18 protein-coding genes are annotated in these 15,096 nt (G+C 73.3%); 7 read left to right on the top strand and 11 right to left on the bottom strand.

From position 1 onward, the window contains the following. Window positions 1-14: 14 nt before the first annotated feature. Window positions 15-521 (top strand): methylated-DNA--[protein]-cysteine S-methyltransferase, encoded by a 507-nt coding sequence (locus tag ABD691_RS15060; protein ID WP_344680294.1) that lies wholly within the window; start codon window positions 15-17, stop codon window positions 519-521. Between the two features lie 4 nt (window positions 522-525). On the opposite strand, the gene ABD691_RS15055 is transcribed toward ABD691_RS15060, so the two are convergent. The 4 genes from ABD691_RS15055 to ABD691_RS15040 form a co-directional block, all read right to left on the bottom strand. Further along, window positions 526-861: a DUF6204 family protein gene (locus ABD691_RS15055; protein ID WP_344680293.1), complete on the bottom strand. Its 336-nt coding sequence runs from the start codon at window positions 859-861 to the stop codon at window positions 526-528. Between the two features lie 538 nt (window positions 862-1,399). Beyond that, the gene (locus tag ABD691_RS15050; RefSeq protein ID WP_344680292.1) at window positions 1,400-2,242 is read right to left on the bottom strand and encodes an SDR family NAD(P)-dependent oxidoreductase; all 843 of its coding nucleotides are present in this window, start codon (window positions 2,240-2,242) and stop codon (window positions 1,400-1,402) included. Further along, the gene (locus ABD691_RS15045) at window positions 2,235-2,891 is read right to left on the bottom strand and encodes a CatB-related O-acetyltransferase (protein WP_344680291.1); all 657 of its coding nucleotides are present in this window, start codon (window positions 2,889-2,891) and stop codon (window positions 2,235-2,237) included. The genes ABD691_RS15050 and ABD691_RS15045 overlap by 8 nt, the downstream gene beginning before the upstream one ends. Before the next feature lie 85 nt (window positions 2,892-2,976). Beyond that, window positions 2,977-4,590, bottom strand: a complete 1,614-nt coding sequence (locus ABD691_RS15040; protein WP_344680290.1) for an ABC-F family ATP-binding cassette domain-containing protein — start codon at window positions 4,588-4,590, stop codon at window positions 2,977-2,979. A 182-nt stretch (window positions 4,591-4,772) separates the two neighbouring features. Here ABD691_RS15040 and ABD691_RS15035 point away from each other — a divergent pair, with 182 nt between their 5' ends. Then, entirely contained in the window at window positions 4,773-5,294 is a 522-nt protein-coding gene (locus ABD691_RS15035; protein ID WP_344680289.1) for a MarR family winged helix-turn-helix transcriptional regulator, read from the top strand. Window positions 5,295-5,321: 27 nt separating this feature from the next. Here ABD691_RS15035 and ABD691_RS15030 read toward each other — a convergent pair whose 3' ends face one another. Further along, window positions 5,322-6,038 (bottom strand): SDR family NAD(P)-dependent oxidoreductase, encoded by a 717-nt coding sequence (locus ABD691_RS15030; protein WP_344680288.1) that lies wholly within the window; start codon window positions 6,036-6,038, stop codon window positions 5,322-5,324. Between the two features lie 90 nt (window positions 6,039-6,128). On the opposite strand from ABD691_RS15030, the gene ABD691_RS15025 reads away from it, so the two are divergent. Beyond that, on the top strand, window positions 6,129-6,743 hold the full coding sequence (locus tag ABD691_RS15025; protein ID WP_344680287.1) for a SagB/ThcOx family dehydrogenase: 615 nt from the start codon (window positions 6,129-6,131) through the stop codon (window positions 6,741-6,743). Between the two features lie 18 nt (window positions 6,744-6,761). Beyond that, window positions 6,762-7,481 carry a GNAT family N-acetyltransferase gene (locus tag ABD691_RS15020; protein WP_344680286.1) on the top strand — a complete coding sequence of 240 codons (720 nt, stop codon included), beginning with the start codon at window positions 6,762-6,764 and terminating at the stop codon, window positions 7,479-7,481. Between the two features lie 147 nt (window positions 7,482-7,628). Here the strand turns inward: ABD691_RS15020 and ABD691_RS15015 are convergent, their stop codons facing one another. The 6 genes from ABD691_RS15015 to ABD691_RS14990 form a co-directional block, all read right to left on the bottom strand. Continuing rightward, a complete protein-coding gene (locus ABD691_RS15015) occupies window positions 7,629-9,056 on the bottom strand; it encodes an amidohydrolase family protein (protein WP_344680285.1) in 1,428 nt (475 codons plus the stop codon). Window positions 9,057-9,072: 16 nt separating this feature from the next. Next, entirely contained in the window at window positions 9,073-9,819 is a 747-nt protein-coding gene (locus ABD691_RS15010) for a sulfite exporter TauE/SafE family protein (protein WP_344680284.1), read from the bottom strand. Window positions 9,820-9,858: 39 nt separating this feature from the next. Continuing rightward, complete coding sequence (locus tag ABD691_RS15005) at window positions 9,859-10,611, bottom strand: GntR family transcriptional regulator (protein WP_344680283.1); 753 nt, start codon at window positions 10,609-10,611, stop codon at window positions 9,859-9,861. Window positions 10,612-10,758: 147 nt separating this feature from the next. Further along, window positions 10,759-11,721, bottom strand: coding sequence for a class I SAM-dependent methyltransferase (locus ABD691_RS15000; protein WP_344680282.1), 963 nt, complete (start codon window positions 11,719-11,721; stop codon window positions 10,759-10,761). Window positions 11,722-11,733: 12 nt separating this feature from the next. Next, window positions 11,734-12,312: an ASCH domain-containing protein gene (locus ABD691_RS14995; RefSeq protein WP_344680281.1), complete on the bottom strand. Its 579-nt coding sequence runs from the start codon at window positions 12,310-12,312 to the stop codon at window positions 11,734-11,736. Window positions 12,313-12,321: 9 nt separating this feature from the next. Then, window positions 12,322-12,891, bottom strand: a complete 570-nt coding sequence (locus ABD691_RS14990; protein ID WP_344680280.1) for a phosphoribosyltransferase family protein — start codon at window positions 12,889-12,891, stop codon at window positions 12,322-12,324. 89 nt (window positions 12,892-12,980) lie between these two features. On the opposite strand from ABD691_RS14990, the gene ABD691_RS14985 reads away from it, so the two are divergent. From ABD691_RS14985 to ABD691_RS14975, 3 genes are all read left to right on the top strand, one after another. Further along, window positions 12,981-13,520: a GNAT family N-acetyltransferase gene (locus ABD691_RS14985; protein ID WP_344680279.1), complete on the top strand. Its 540-nt coding sequence runs from the start codon at window positions 12,981-12,983 to the stop codon at window positions 13,518-13,520. Window positions 13,521-13,622: 102 nt separating this feature from the next. Beyond that, window positions 13,623-14,348, top strand: a complete 726-nt coding sequence (locus tag ABD691_RS14980) for a 3-keto-5-aminohexanoate cleavage protein (protein ID WP_344680278.1) — start codon at window positions 13,623-13,625, stop codon at window positions 14,346-14,348. A 94-nt stretch (window positions 14,349-14,442) separates the two neighbouring features. Continuing rightward, window positions 14,443-15,084, top strand: a complete 642-nt coding sequence (locus tag ABD691_RS14975; RefSeq protein WP_344680277.1) for a LysE family translocator — start codon at window positions 14,443-14,445, stop codon at window positions 15,082-15,084. Window positions 15,085-15,096: the final 12 nt, after the last annotated feature.

Here is a 15,096-nt window from a genome sequence, read left to right as displayed (position 1 = left end):
AAGGAAAAACCGGGATGCGTGCGCATACCGTCGTGGAAAGTCCGGTCGGGCCGCTGACGCTGGTGGCCACCGACGGGGTGCTGTCGGGGATCTACATGGACCAGCAGCGGCACCGGCCGCCGCAGGAGACCTTCGGCGAGCCCGACGACGCGCCGTTCGAGGCGTGCGCGCGGCAGCTGGAGGAGTACTTCTCCGGGCGGCTGCGCGACTTCGACCTGCCGCTGCACTTCGCGGGCACGCCGTTCCAGCGGACGGTGTGGGCGGCGCTGTGCGAGATCCCCTACGGGCAGACGGTGTCCTACGGCGAGCTGGCCGAGCGGATCGGCAGGCCGACGGCGTCGCGGGCGGTGGGGCTGGCCAACGGCAGGAACCCGATCGGCATCGTGGTGCCGTGCCACCGCGTGGTCGGTTCCGGTGGCGCGCTCACCGGCTACGGCGGCGGGCTGGAGCGCAAGCGGCAGCTGCTGGACTTCGAGCGCAGGTCGGCCCACGGTGACGACGGGCTGCCGCTGGCCTGGTAGGCGGTCAGCGGCGGCGGATCTTGATCTCGTCCATGTCGGTCGCCCTGATGTCGAGGTCGCGGTGCCCGCAGCCGAAGGGGGCGAGCGCGGCGGCCAGCAGCGCCTCGGCGCGGGCGCGCAGGTCCCCGGTGCCCGCGTCGCGGGGCAGGGTGATCTCGCAGCGCAGGGTGAACCCGGTCAGGCGCCGGTCGTAGGTGAGGTTGCCGTCGGCGCTGAAGCGGGCGTTGAACACGTCGGTGCTGTCGTGGGCGTCGGCGGCGTCGAGCAGCGCGGTGCGGGCGGTGTCGTCGAGCGCGTCGAACCTGCCGCGCACGATCACGCGGTGGGTGTGGTCGGTCATGGCTTCCTCCATTTCAGATACACAACTGTATCTGGAATGGGAAGCGAATTCGCCGGAAGAGGACCTGTGCGGGTCGGCGAGCCGGGCTGCGTGCCTGAGCTGGGATGGAGTGGCGCCCAGGTCAAGCGGTGACGCCGTCTTTCAACCGAATGCGCCGAAGACCATACGAACGACTGTCGTTCCAAGCAGATGACCCGACTTTCGTCACCGCCAATGCAGCCATGGTCGCTAGTGCGAGTTCCGTGAACAAGCTGAACTGGAAGGCGTCATCGGATGCCCTCCCAGTTGGTCATGGCGGTGGGAGGGCGGTAAACCAAGGGGGATCAGTAGTGAGGAATCAACGACTGCTCAGCACGACCGGCTTCGGCACGTGTCAGAAACTCAGCCCGGCGGTCGATGCGAAGTACGACCTCCAGGATGGCCAGAAGTACAGGTTTCACATCTGCTTGAAGTCGCACGACGGACGCTACGAACACTGCGACGAGGCGACCTGGGTGGCCTGACCGGTTGAGGATGGTCACACCTCTGTCCGAAGTGGTCACCACATCCGTTTGCCGCCGCCTGCGAGCAGGTTCTGGCCGGTGAGCCAGCGGCCCTGGTGGGAGGCCAGGAACACCGCGATGTCGGCGATGTCGTCGGGGTGGCCGATGCGGCCGAGCGGGCTGAACCGGGCGAACTCGGCGTCCATGTCCTGGTCGATCCAGCCGGTCTGGACCGGGCCGGGGGCGATGGTGTTGACGGTGATGCCCGCGGGACCGAGTTCGAGGGCCGCTGAGCGGCTGAGGCTTTCCAGCGCGTGCTTGGTGGCCCAGTAGGAGATCTGGGCGGCGGCTCCGGGTGCGGCGTCGGTGCTGATGTTGATCACCCGTCCCCAGTCGGCGCCGCGGTGCAGGTGGCGGCGGTGGAACTCGGCCATCAGCAGCGCGGGGGCGCGGGTGTTGACCGCGTGGTGGGCGTCGAGCCCGGCGACGTCGAGGCCGCCCGCGGCCGGGTCGAAGGTGTCGGGCACGCAGTGCGCGGCGTTGTTGACCAGGATTTCGACCGGGCTGAACAGCTCTTCGGCCCGGTCGAACAGCTCCGGTGCCGCGCCGGGGTCGGCCAGGTCGACGGCCAGGAACTCGACGTCGGCTCCGTCGGCGCGCAGGGCGTCGCGCACCGCGCTGCCGTCGGCGGCCTTGGCTTCGGCGTAGGTGCGGGCGGCGCCGGTGTCGTCGTGGCGGGGGCCGGGTTCCGGGAGGGCGGCCAGCAGCACGCGGACTCCTTGGCGGGCCAGGGCGGTCGCGATCGCCGCGCCGATGCCCAGCGGGCTGTTGGCGCCGGTGACGATCGCGGTGCGCCCGTGCAGGCCGGTGTCGATCACAGCTGGGGTGGGGTCAGTCATCGAGCAGTCCTTCCCGCCGGGCGAGGGCGGCGAGGTCGGCGGGCTGGCCGCCCATGATCGTGCGCACGTGGGCGGTGATGGTCTCGATCGGCCAGTTCCACCACGCGATGCGCTGGAGCAGTGCGACGTCGGCGTCGTAGAAGCGCCGCCGGATGACGCGGGCCGGGTTGCCGCCGGCGATGCCGTAGGCGGGGACGTCGGAGGTGACCACCGCCGAGGTGGCGATGACCGCGCCGTCACCGACGCGCACGCCGGGCATGATCGTGACGTCGCGGCCGAACCAGACGTCGTTGCCGATGACGGTGTCGCCCTTGGCGGGCAGGGCGGCGGCGATGTCGAGGGTCGCCTCGGTCCAGTCGCCGCCGAACATGGTGAACGGGTAGGTCGAGCAGCCGATCATGGGGTGGTTGGCGGCGGGCATGACGAACCGCGCGCCGGTGGCGATGGCGCAGAACCGGCCGATGCGCAGCTTGGCGGGCCCGTAGTTGTAGAGGACGTTGTCGGTCTCGAAGTTCTCCGGCCCGTCGTAGTAGGTGTAGTCACCGACCTCGACGAACGGTGAGGTGACCACCGCGGACAGGAAGGTGACGCCGGTCAGCTCCGGCCGGGTGCTGGGGTGTGGCGCGGCCGGGTCGGGTACGTGGGGCATGGGACTCCTCGAAGGTCGTTGTCGCTGCACGATCGCACCACGGCGGTGGCGGGCGCCGACGGGTGCTCATCACTCGTTCCGGTGGTCAGGCGGCGATGTGTCCGCTGTCGAGGGCGAGCGCGGGCCCGTCCCAGCGGCGGCGCAGCCAGCGGTCGTGGCTGGCCACGACGACGGCGCCGGGTGCGGTGCGCAGCGCGTCCTCCAGCTCTCCCGCCAGGGTCAGCGAGAGGTGGTTGGTGGGTTCGTCGAGCAGCAGCACGTGCGGCGGGTCGGCGATGAGCGCGGCCAGCGCGAGCCGCCGTCGCTGGCCGACCGACAGCGCGCCGACCGGGCGGTCCAGGTCGCGCGGTGCGATCAGGCCGAGCTCGCCGAGCGCGGGCACGCGCGGGCGTCCCGCGGTGGCGGCTTCGTAGACGCGGCGCGGGGTGCGGGCGGGGTCGGGGAAGACCACGTCCTGTTCCAGCAGTCCCACCCGCAGTCCGCGGCGGCGCTGCACGGTGCCGCTGTCGGGTGGGAGGTGGCCGGCCAGCAGCCGCAGCAGGGTGGACTTGCCCGCGCCGTTGGGGCCGGTGACCAGGATGCGGCCGTCGCCTGCCAGGTCGAGCTCGTCGATGTGCAGGCGGTGGTCGATGCTGGCCGCGCGCACCTGCACGACGACGTCGCCGGTGGTGGTGCCGCTGGTGAGCTCGGCGGCGAACCGCAGCGGCTGGGGTGGTTTGCGGACCTGGTCGCGGGTGAGTTCGTCGAGCCGTTGCTGGGCGTTGCGCACGCGCCGGGAGATCTGCTTGTCCACCCGCGCGCCCTTGTAGTCGTAGGCGAGCTTGCTGGTGTTGCCGCGCGGGGCGTGGTGGCTGACGTTGCGCGCGGTGACGTCCACGGAGTGGCGCAGCCGGGCCAGTTCGGCCTGTTCCTCGGCGTAGCGCTGTTCCCAGCGGGCGCGTTCGGCGCGCTTGGCGTCGAGGTAGTCGCTGAAGGTCCCGCCGTAGCGGGTGATGCCGTCGGCGGTGGGGTCGAGGTCGACGATGTCGGTGCAGACGGCGTCGAGGAACACGCGGTCGTGGCTGGCCAGCACGACCACGCCGGGCAGTTTGCTCAGGTGCTGCTGGAGGAACAGCAGCGCGGGTTCGTCGAGGTGGTTGGTGGGTTCGTCGAGCAGCAGCGCGCGGGGTTGGCGCAGCAGCAGCGCGGCGATGGCCAGCCGGGCGCGTTGCCCGCCGGACAGGGTGCGGGCGCGGCGGTGCCGGTCGAGGCCGCCGAGTCCGAGCCCGTCCAGGACCAGCCGGGCGCGGTGGTCGGCGTCCCACAGGTCGTGGATCTGGGCCCACTCCAGCAGTTCGGCGTAGTCGGCCTGGACGGTGGTGTCGTCGGGGTCGCGGGTCATGGCCTCGGTGAGCTCGGCGAGCCGGGATTCGGCGGCGCGCAGTTCGGCCAGGGCGTGGTCGACGATCTCGTCGAGGGTGTCGTCGAGGTCGAACGGCGGTTCCTGGTGCAGGAAGCCGAGGTCGTCGGGGCGGGTGACCTCGCCGGTGTCGGGCTGCTCGTGGCCGGCCAGCAGCCGCAGCAGCGTGGACTTGCCCGCGCCGTTCTCGCCGACCAGGCCGATGCGGCGGCCGGGGGCGGCGGTCAGCGACACGCCGTCGAGGACGCGGCGCTCGCCGTAGGACTTGACCAGGTCACGGGCCAGCAGGGGAAATGACATGCGGAGCTCACTCACCGGGAAGATCGAGAGGGTGCCCGCCGGGCATGGGTCGACGCGAACGGGTTCGCGGACGCCGCGGACGCGGGCGGTGGGTGAGGTCAGTTCTTCATGATGCCGGGAGTATAGCCACACCCCCGGTCGGGGCGTCCACCGGTTTTCCGCGCGGACTAGGCTTGCCGACCATGTCGGACGGCGAGGACGGCGTTGACCGGATCCAGCGGGCGTGGCAGCGGGAGCGCCCGGGGATGCCGGTGGAGTCGATCGGGGTGATCACCCGGATCTGGCGGATCGCCAAGCTGCTCGACGACGAGCGGCGCCGTTCCGACGCGCGCATCGGGCTGGACGCGCCGACGCGGGATCTGCTGAGCACGTTGCGGCGTTCGGGCGCGCCCTACCGGTTGTCCGCGGGTGAGATCGCGCGGCAGTGCCTGGTCAGCGCGGGGGCGATCTCGCAGCGGCTGGCGCGGGCCGAGGAGCGCGGGCTGGTGCGCCGCATCAAGGGCGGTGCCGACGGGCGGTCGGTGCAGGTGGAGTTGACCGAGCAGGGCCACGCGCTGATCGAGGAGCGGGTGGATGACCTGCTGCGGCACGAGGAGACGTTGCTGTCCTCGCTGGACGCGCGGCAGCGGGCGCAGCTGACGGAGTTGCTGCGGGTGCTGCTGCGGGATCTGACGAGCCGGTTCGGCGCCGACGACCGTCCATGATGGACGCCGGCGCCGGACCGGGCCGCCTCAGCGGCCGAGGTGGGCGCCGCCGTTGAGGTGGATGACCTGGCCGGTGAGGTGTCCGGCCTGGTCGGAGGCGAGGAACGCGGCGAGCGCGGCGGCGTCGGCCGGGGTGCCCGCGCGCTTGTTGCGGGTGGCGGCCACGAGCTGGGCGCGGCGTTCGTCGGAGAGCTTGCCGCGGAAGAACTCGGTGTCGCCGATGAGGCCGGGGGCGATCACGTTGGCGGTGATGCCCCGCGGTCCGAGCTCGGTGGCGAGGCCGGCGTTCCAGGCGTCGACGGCGGCTTTGGCCGCGCCGTAGGAGCCGCCGCCCTGGCTGCCCGCGATGGATCCGATGGTGATGACGCGGGCGCCGTCGGACAGCCGCGGGGTGGCCGCGGTGGTGACCAGCACGGCGGAGAGCAGGTTGGCGCGCAGGTTGGCTTCCCAGGCGCGGGCGAGGTCGGCGAGCCCGGCGGGTTCGGGTCCGTCGAGGTCGGTGTTGCCGCCTGCGTTGTTGACCAGGACGTCGATCCGGTCGGGCAGGTGTTCGGTGGCGGCTTCGACGGCGGCCGGGTCGGTGGCGTCGAAGGGCAGGGCGCGGGCGCCGAGGGTCTCGGCAGCGCGGTGCAGGACGTCGGTGCGGCGGCCGGTGATGGTCACGGCTTCGCCCGCGGCGGCGAAGTGCTCGGCGATGGCGTATCCGATGCCGGTGCCCGCACCGGTGACGACGATCTGTCGCACGTAAAACTCCTTTAGCTTCTAAACTACATTGGTACGGTAACCCAGCCCGGACGGGAGCGACAAGCCGGTTTCCGCGGGCAGAATGCGGGCGTGCAACCAGCTGATCTTGAACCCGAGGGACCGGTCGGATCCGCGCTGCGGCACCGGCGCACGGTGCGGTCGTTCTCGGCCGCGCCCGTACCGCGAGCGCTGGTGATGCGGCTGTTGTGGGCCGCGCAGGGCGAGTTGGACGGCGGGCGCCGCACGACCCCGTCGGCGGGTGGTCGCCACCCGCTGGCGGCCGGACTGATAGCGTCCACTGTGGACGGTGTCGGGCCCGGCGTGTACCGGTATCGCGATCACGCGCTGGAGACCGTGGTGCCGGGGGATCACCGGCGCGCGCTCGCCGCGGCGGGCATCGGTGCGCAGCCGTGGCTGGCCGACGCGGCGGCGGTGATCGTGCTCAGCGGCGATGTCGAGGGCATGCGCCGGCATTTCGCCGATCAGCCGCCCGGCGACCGGGGTGTCCGGTACGCGTGGGTGGAGGCCGGTGCGGCGGCGCAGAACGTGTACTTGCAGGCCGGTGAGTGCGGTCTGGGCGTGGTGCTCGTCGGGGGTTTCGCCGATGAGGTGGTGCGCGGGTTCGTGCCCGCCGGGCACGAGCCGCTGGTGTTGGTGGCGGTGGGAAATCCGGTTGCGCCGCTGGAGGATGCTGGCGGGCGGTGACGATCTGGGAGGTGGCCGGTGGGGGCGACGTCGGTGGTGTCGTCGGGTCGGACGTCGGTGTCGTACGTGGGTGTCGGCCCGCGCAGGGCGCGGGTGGTGGAGGTGACCGGTCCGGATCCGGCGGGCCTGGTGTGGTCGCGGTTGCCGGGCTGGGAGGTGATCGCGCCGGTCGAGCTGGGCGAGCAGCTGCTGCGGCGCGGCGGCCGGGGGTTGCGGCGGGCGCACGCGATGCGGCGGGATCTGGTGGCGCAGCCGCCCGCGGCGGAGTGGGCGGATCCGGTGGTGGCGCCCGGTTTCCGGGTGGTGGCCTGCGATCGTCCGCCCGGTGAGCTGGTGGAGGCGTGGCGGGAGGCGTTCCCGCCCGGGCATCCGGACGCGTATCCGGGCGGGGACGAGGACGTGGTCACCGACCTGATCGGGCCGCTGCTGTCGGGGCGGGTGCTTGGTCCGCTGCTGCCGTGCAGCGGTCTGGTGGTCGACTCCGGCGAGCGGGTGGTGGCCGCCGCGGTGGTCAACGACCGCGACGGGGTGCCGTGGGTCGGCGACGTGTTCCGGCGGCCCGGTTCGGCCTGCGCCGGGCTGGGGTCGGTGTTGCTGCGCCGGGCGCTGGCCAAGGCCGCGGCGGACGGTTGGGCGGCGATGGGGCTGGCGGTGACCGTCGGCAATCCGGCGGTGCGGGTCTACGAGCGGCTCGGGTTCGAGGTGACCGGTACGTGGTTGACCGTGGCGGTGCCTTGATCCGCGTCGGCAGCGGCTCTGGCGGCTGTTCCCGCAAGCTGGGCGTGGACACCCGGACCGCGGTGCTGGAGCGGGGGTTGGTCCGCACCCGGTGACCCGCCGTGCCGGGAAGCGGCGGGCCGCAGAGGGAATCAGGCGGAGTAGGAATCAGGGAGTGGGGTCGACCCGCTTGAGCGGTGCGCGGCGCACGACGTCGCGGCCGACCTCGGTGGCCTGGCGGACCAGCGCGGGCCCGTCCCAGTCGGTGGGCCAGCCCCGCCACAACCGCAGGCGGCCGTCGACGACCACGGCGGTGATCTGGTCGCGGCCTGCCAGCCGCACCAGTTCCCACGGCAGGTCCCAGGACGGGGTCAACTCGGGCACGGCGAGGTCGACGAGCAGGAAGTCCGCGGCCTGCCCGGCCGCGACGGCCCCGGTGATCCCGCCAAGGCCCAGCGCGTCGGCGCCGCGGGTGGTCGCGTGGTCGAGCCAGAGCTGTCCCGCCCCGCACGCGGAGTCGCCGGTGTGCAGGCCGAAGGCCAGTCGTTGCGCGGTCTCGGCGGCGTCGGCCAGCCGGAACCCGTCGCCGCGGGTGCCGTCGGTGCCGGTGCCGAAGCGGATGCCCATCGCGGCCCACATGGCGGCGTGGGCGACGGCGTTGCCCTTCCACGCGCTGGCCACCGGGTTGTAGCTGAGCGCGGTGCCGGTGCCGGCGACCAGCCGCATCTCGTCGGGGGTGAGCAGGGTGGCGTGGGCGCACAGGGTCCGCGGGCCGAGCGCGCCGAGGTGTCCGAGGTGCTGCATCGGGCGCCTGCCGACGCTTTTCAGGGACCGTTCGACGGCGGCGAGGTGTTCGTTGACGTGGATCTGGAACACCGCGCCGGCTTCCTCGCAGAGGGCGGCGGTGCGGGCGAGCACGTCGTCGGTGGCGTCCTCGGGCACCGGGATCGCCAGCGACGGATGCACGAGCGGGGTGTGCTCGAAGCGGGCGAGGTGTTCGGGACCGCCGGTGCCGTCGGAGCAGACTTTGCCCAGCACGCAGCGAATTCCGGCGTCCCGGGTCGCGGCGGCCAGCACGCCGGTGTCGACCGGGGCGCGGGTGCCGGCGTCGGCGACGGTGGTGAAGCCGCCGCGCAGCGCTTCCAGCGCGGCGAGCTTGGCCGCGACGTAGGCGGAGTGCTCGTCGAGGGTGTGTTCCAGCGGTTCCCAGATCTGCTTGAAGATCTCCGAGGGCTGGCCGAACGCCTGGGCTTTGCCGAAGCTCTGGGTGAGGTGGTGGTGGGCGTCGACGAAGCCGGGCATGAGCAGGTGTCCGGGCAGCCGCAGCGGGGTTTTTCCGGGGTGGGCGGCGGTGATCCGCTCGGTGGGGCCGATGTCGGCGAACCTGCCGCCCGCGACGAGCACGGCGTGATCGGCTGCGATGCCGTCGGGCAGCAGCACCGCGTCGGGGACCAGCAGCAGCTCGTCGCCGGACAGGTCCCGGGGTCCCAGCGGGGGTCGCGGGTCCGCCGAGGCGGCCGGGGCGAGTCCCGCGGCGCCGGCGAGTCCGGCCCCGGCGAGGAATCCCCGCCGGGGGATGCCGTCGTGGTGGGTCATCGGTTTCCTCCTTCTGTCAGCCGTGCAGGGCGAGGTAGGGGGCCAGCGCCAGCAGGGAGACGATCAGGGCGCAGGTCAGGCGGCGGGCGGGCACGGCGCGGGCGAGCTTCCAGCCCAGCACCACCCCGCACAGCTCGGGCACCCCGACCAGCAGCGCCAGCCGCCAGTCGACGGCTCCCCGCACCAGGTATCCGGCGGTGCCGACGGTGGAGATCACCACCGACTGCACCTGAGCGGCGGCCAGCGCGGGCAGCACCCCGGTGCCGATGAGCACCAGCAGGGGAACGGCGAGCATCGGCCCGCCGACGCCGAACACGCCACCGGCCGCCGCGACGCCGAACCCGATTCCCGCCAGCAGGACGGTGGGGTGGTGGTGCGCGGCTGGTCCGGCGCGGCGGTCGCGGTACCAGACCAGCACGGCGATCACGGTGACGAACACCGCGAGCAGCACGCCGAACGCCCGCCCGGAGACCGCGGAGTTGACCAGCACGCCGACCGGGGTGCCCAGGACGGCGGTGGCGGCCAGGATCACCGCGGTCCGCCGGGTCGCGGCCTCCCGCAGCTGTCCGGAGTGGACGTAGACGGCGGTGCCGAGCAGCCCGGTGGCGATGTGGGTGGCGATCGCGGTGCCCGCCACCTCGGCGGGCGGCAGCGCGGTGAACGCGAACAGGCCGATGGTGGCCAGCACCCCGCCGGGGCCGACGGCGGTGATGCCGATCCCGGCCGCCAGCCCCGACAACGCCAGCAACACCGCTGTGAGCACGCGAAACCTCCTTGCCGGACAACGGGAAACGAGCGGGCGTCAGCGGGAGCGGTGCAGATCGCCGTGCAGGGTGAGCCGGTCGCCGCGGATGCGGATCATCTCCAGGTCCACCGGCCGCCCGCAGGCCAGCCGGGTCAGCCGCTCCACCGCGAACACCGCGGCGCCCTCGTCGATCTCCAGGACCTCGGCGGTGCGGGCGTCGGCGTTGACCGCCTGGATCGCCAGCTCCGCGGCGCCCAGGCGGGAGCCGCTGGTCTGCTCGATCAGCGCGAACACGTCGTGGTGGCGCAGGTCCTCGGCCAGCAGCGGGGTGCCGATGTCGGCGGCGAGGTAGGTCATGTCCAGCGACAGCGGCCGGTCGCCGAGCAGCCGCAGCCGTTCCAGGTACACCACAGGGGTGTACGGATCGATGCCCAGCCGGGCGGCCACCGCGGCGGGCGGGCGCATCGGGGCGGCGACGCGGACGTCGTTGACGACGGTGCCCTGCTCGTGCAGCGTTTCGGCCAGCCCGCTGAGCCGGTGCAGGCCGTGCCCGTACTTGCGGGCCACGACCTGGGTGCCGACCCCGCGGCGGCGCACGATCAGCCCTTCGGCGCGCAGCACGTCCAGCGCGTCGCGCACGGCGTTGCGGGTCGTGGCGAACTCGGCGACCAGGACCCGCTCGTCGGGCAGCATCCCGGAGCCGAAGGCGCCGTCGGCGATCTGCTGGCGCAGCACGTCGGCGACCTGGCGGGCCCGGTCCGACCTCGGCCGCCAGGTGCCCTCCGGCCGCGACGATCGGTTCTCGGGCACGCGTCCTCCTGGCTGACCGGGTTCGGGTCCGGCGAACGGTACCGGACCACCTGTTACGCCGGAGTTACGCCACCCGATTTGACCTGCGAAAACGCATCACCTGCGGGTTTGGCGGCAGGCCTGGGGAGTTCCGCCAGGGGCGGCGGGTCAGCGGCGGGCTTCGACGATGTGGGCGGGCCGCCACCAGTAGTCGTGCAGGACCCGCCCGGAGACGTCGGTGAAGCCCGCCGCGCGCAGTTCGCGCTGCCAGCCGTCGATGGCCAGTTCGTAGTTGGTCCGCGGGCCGGGGCCGAAGACACCCAGCACGACCGGGAGCACGAAGCCCAGGCCGACGAGGTCGCGGTCGCCGGTGTATTCGCGCAGTCCGCGTTCGACGCGGCGCACGAACTCGAAGAACCAGTCCGGTTCCCAGGGCGAGGGCACTTCCGGCACGTCGAACTCGACGAGCACGAACGTCGAGCTGTGCCGGGCGATCCAGGACAGGACCGTCGCGCGGTCGCCGGGCGGCAGGCTCTGCATCGCGTAGGTCGACTGCACCAGGTCCCAGTGCTCGCCTTCCCCGTGCTCGTCGTGGTCCGCGGCGAAGTCCTGGATCGTGGACTGCCACGCGCGGTGCTCGATGCCGCGGTCGTGGAGCTCCTGGCGGGTGCGGGTGAGCAGTTCGGCGCTGGGTTCGACGACGTCGACGGCCGGCCCGCCCGCGCCCAGCGCGGGCAGCAGGGCGAGCCCGTCACCGACGCCGATGTCGAGCACCCGGCGCGGCCGGTGCCGCCGGTAGGCGTCGCGCAGCGCCGCCGAGGTCTGCTCGTAGAGCCCGATGTTGCCGCCGCCGCGGATGAACGCCCGGAACGCCGCCGGGGAGTCGTAGACGCGGTTGCCGTTGTCGTCGGCGGTGTGGCGGACCAGCAGCCGCGCGAACTCGCTGCCCGGATCGAACCGCACGGCGCGGGTCGCGCAGTGGTGCGCGGTGGAGCGGTCCCGCATCGCGTGCGCCCGGATTCCCAGGTGCAGAGCCGATTCCAGGCCGGTGACGTGGCCGGTCAGCTCCGCCGGTGCGGTGCCTTGCGCGTAGGCGCGGGCCAAGGCCGCCACGGCTTGCCGGTCCGACATGTTCCTCCTCGGTCAGTCCCGTCCGTCCAGGTACGCCTGTCCGCGGGCCGAGAGCCGGTAGCCGACGGGCAGGCTTTCGGTCAGGCCCAGTTCCTTGAGCTTCCAGACGTCGGATTTGAACCGCGCCACCGGGCGCCGCTGGGCCTGCGCCAGTTCCGCGGCCCGCACGCCGGGGTGGTCGCGCAGCAGTTCCAGCAGCTGCCGGGTCCAGGGGCCGCGGACCGGGGAGGTGTCCATCCGCGCCAGCCGCCGGTCCAGCTCGGCCCGGTCCCGGGCGGTCAGCTCGGCCTGCTCGCGCAGTTCGGCGCGCGGGTCGGGCCCGGCGTAGCCGATCTCGATCCGGAACACCCGTCCGGTGCCGTGCTTGTCCAGCGAGCTGCGCAGGCCGGCCGCCGAGCGGAATCCGGCCAGCCGCGCGTCCTCCTCGGTGATCCCGTCCGGATCGACCTCGCGCACCTCGCCGATCGCGACGACGCCCACCGCGGTCCGCATCCGCGACCCGGACCTGGCCTGCGGGCTGGCCCACCGGCGGAACGCCAGCGTGATCTCACCGGCGACCACGCCCCGCAACACCTGGCTGCTCAACAACATCCGTCCACGCTAGCCCGTCAGCGGCTCGCCCCGTGCGCACAGCGGGCACTGCTCCGGCGGCCACAGCTCGTGCGGCCAGGTCTCGACGGCCTCCAGCGGCACTCCGCGCCGCGCGGCCATCGCCTGCGCGCCCGAGCCCAGCGCCAGCAGCCCGCCGACGACGACCACCTCGACCTCGCAGCGCCGCAGATCGGCGACGGTCTTGTCCACAGCGGACCCGGCGTTGAGCACGTCGTCGACGACCGCGACGCGCTGGCCCGCCAAGTGAGCGTGCACCGCGTCCGGGACGCGGTAGGCGACCTGGTCGCCGTCGAGGTGGCGTTCGGCCGCGGTGAACAGCCCGTCGAGCCCGAGGGCGGCCTGCTGCGCGACGAACGCGCCTCCGGTCAGCGGCCCGCACACCGCGGTGACGGCGTGGCGGGCGAGCCGCCGGGTGAGGTCGTCGACGACCGGCCGCAGCCGGGCGGGGGAGATGAACAGGACGTCGAGGTCCAGCCACAGCTGCCCGTGATGCCCGGACTCGAACCGGAAGTGCCCGTGCCGGGCGGGCAGGAACCGGGCCAGCGCGCTGGAGATCATCTACCGACTCTGACCGCGACACCCGGCCGTGGCAACCGAATTCGGTGACCCGCTACGGTGTGGCGCGCCGCGCGTGAGAGGAGAACGCCGTGTCCGCCAGCCTGACGACCCCGCGACTGGAACTGACCAGGTGGACCGGCGACGACCTCCGGCTGCTCACCACCCTGGTCTCGGATCCGCTCGTCGTGCGCCACATCCGCGACCAGGAGCCGTGGTCGGCGGAGTTCACCCGTGAGCGCCACGACGCGGCGCTGGAGCACTGGTCCGCCCACGGCTTCGGCTGGCGGGCCATCCGGTGGCGGCACGACGGCACCGCGGTGGGCATGGTTTCGGTCAGCCACCGCCCGGTCGGCGAATCCGTCCTCGGGCGGCCCGCCGTCGAGCTCGGCTGGCTGCTGGCGCCGCCCGCGTGGGGCAAGGGCGTGGCGACCGAAGCCGTGCGCGCCGCGCGCGACCACGCGTTCGGCCACACCGACGTCGTCTACGCCCAGTACCAGACCGGCAACGACGTCTCGGGTCGGATCATGACCAAACTCGGCATGACCCACCACGCCGACCGCACCGACAGCGACGGCGTCCACACCCACCTGCACGTGCTCACCCGAACGGACTGGGCCGCGCTGCGCTGACCCGATCGTCGCAGCGCACGAGCGCGCGGAATGATCACGACACGCCAACGACCGCCCCGCGCGCGGTACCGCGGCCGACCCGGCTCGGGGGACAATCGGGGCATGCTGCAGGTCTGCCTGAACGGCGCCCGGTCCCCACGCGAACACCACCACCTGCCCGTGCGCCCCGAGCACCTCGCCAGCGCCGCCGCGGCCAGCGTCGCCGCCGGCGCCTCCGACATCCACCTGCACCCGAAAGCTCCCGGCGGGTCCGACACCCTCGACGCCCAGGTCGTCGCGGCCACGCTGCGCGCGGTGCGCGCCGCCGCGCCCGGGGTGCCGGTGGGCGTGACCACCGGAGCCTGGACCACGCCCGACCCGCAGGACCGCATCCGGCTGATCCGCTCCTGGACGGTGCTGCCCGACCACGCCTCGGTCAACTGGCACGAGCCCGGCGCCGAGGACCTCGCGCAGGCGCTGCTGGACCGGGGAGTCGCCGTGGAGGCCGGGATCCACTCCGGCACCGGCTCCGAACAGCAGTTCCTGGCTTCCCCGCTGCGCCACCACGTGCTGCGGGTGCTGGCCGAGGTCACCGACCTCACCAAGCGCGGCGCGGCCACCACGGCCGAGGCGCTGCTGCGCCGCCTGGACCCCGCACCGGCACCGGTGCTGCTGCACGGTGAGGGAGCGGGGGCGTGGCCGGTGCTGGCGCTGGCCGCCCGCCGGGACCTCGACACCCGAATCGGCCTGGAGGACACCCTGCTGCTGCCGGACGGGCAGATCGCCGCCGACAACGCCGAACTCGTCACCGCCGCCGTCGAACGGATCCGCACCCGGCAGACCTCGTGACGAAGGCCAGCACCCGCGAATTGGCCGTTTCCGCCGGAACCGCCCGCGGCTAGCGTCCGACGCCGAACCCGTCCCCGACGCCGAAGCAGGTCCGATGATCAGCACGCACGCCATGGCCGGTATCGCGCTGATCGCCCTGGGCATGGTCCTCACCCCCGGCCCGAACATGCTCTACCTGGTGTCGCGCTCGATCACCCAGGGACGCCGGGCCGGGCTGATCTCGCTGCTGGGGGTGGCGGCCGGGTTCCTGGTCTACCTCGCCGCGGCCACCGCCGGGCTGGTCACCGTGTTCACGGCCGTTCCCGCGCTCTACACCGCGATCAAGCTCGCCGGCGCCGGGTACCTGCTGTGGCTGGCCTGGCAGGCGGTGCGGCCGGGCGGCACGTCGGTGTTCGCGCCCCCGCGGGAGCTGCCCGCGGATCCGCCGCGGCGGCTGTTCGCGATGGGCCTGGTGACCAACCTGCTCAACCCGAAGATCGCGGTCCTCTACGTGTCGCTGCTGCCGCAGTTCATCGAGCCCGCGCTCGGTGACGTGGCGGTGCAGAGCCTGGTGCTGGGCGCGACCCAGATCGCGGTGGCGCTGACGGTCAACGGGCTGATCGTGCTCGGCGCCGGGGCGCTCGCCGCGCTGCTGGCGCGGCACCCGGCGTGGCTGCGGGTGCAGCGCTACCTGATGGGCACCGTGCTGGCCGGGATCGCGGTGCACTTGGCCGCCGACCGAGCCCGGCCCGCCTGATCAGCCGCGCAG

The sequence above is a fragment of the Saccharopolyspora taberi genome, from assembly GCF_039534165.1.
Taxonomy (GTDB): domain Bacteria; phylum Actinomycetota; class Actinomycetes; order Mycobacteriales; family Pseudonocardiaceae; genus Saccharopolyspora_D; species Saccharopolyspora_D taberi.
Note: the sequence above shows the minus strand (reverse complement) of the source record. Positions and strands in the feature narration are given on the sequence as shown.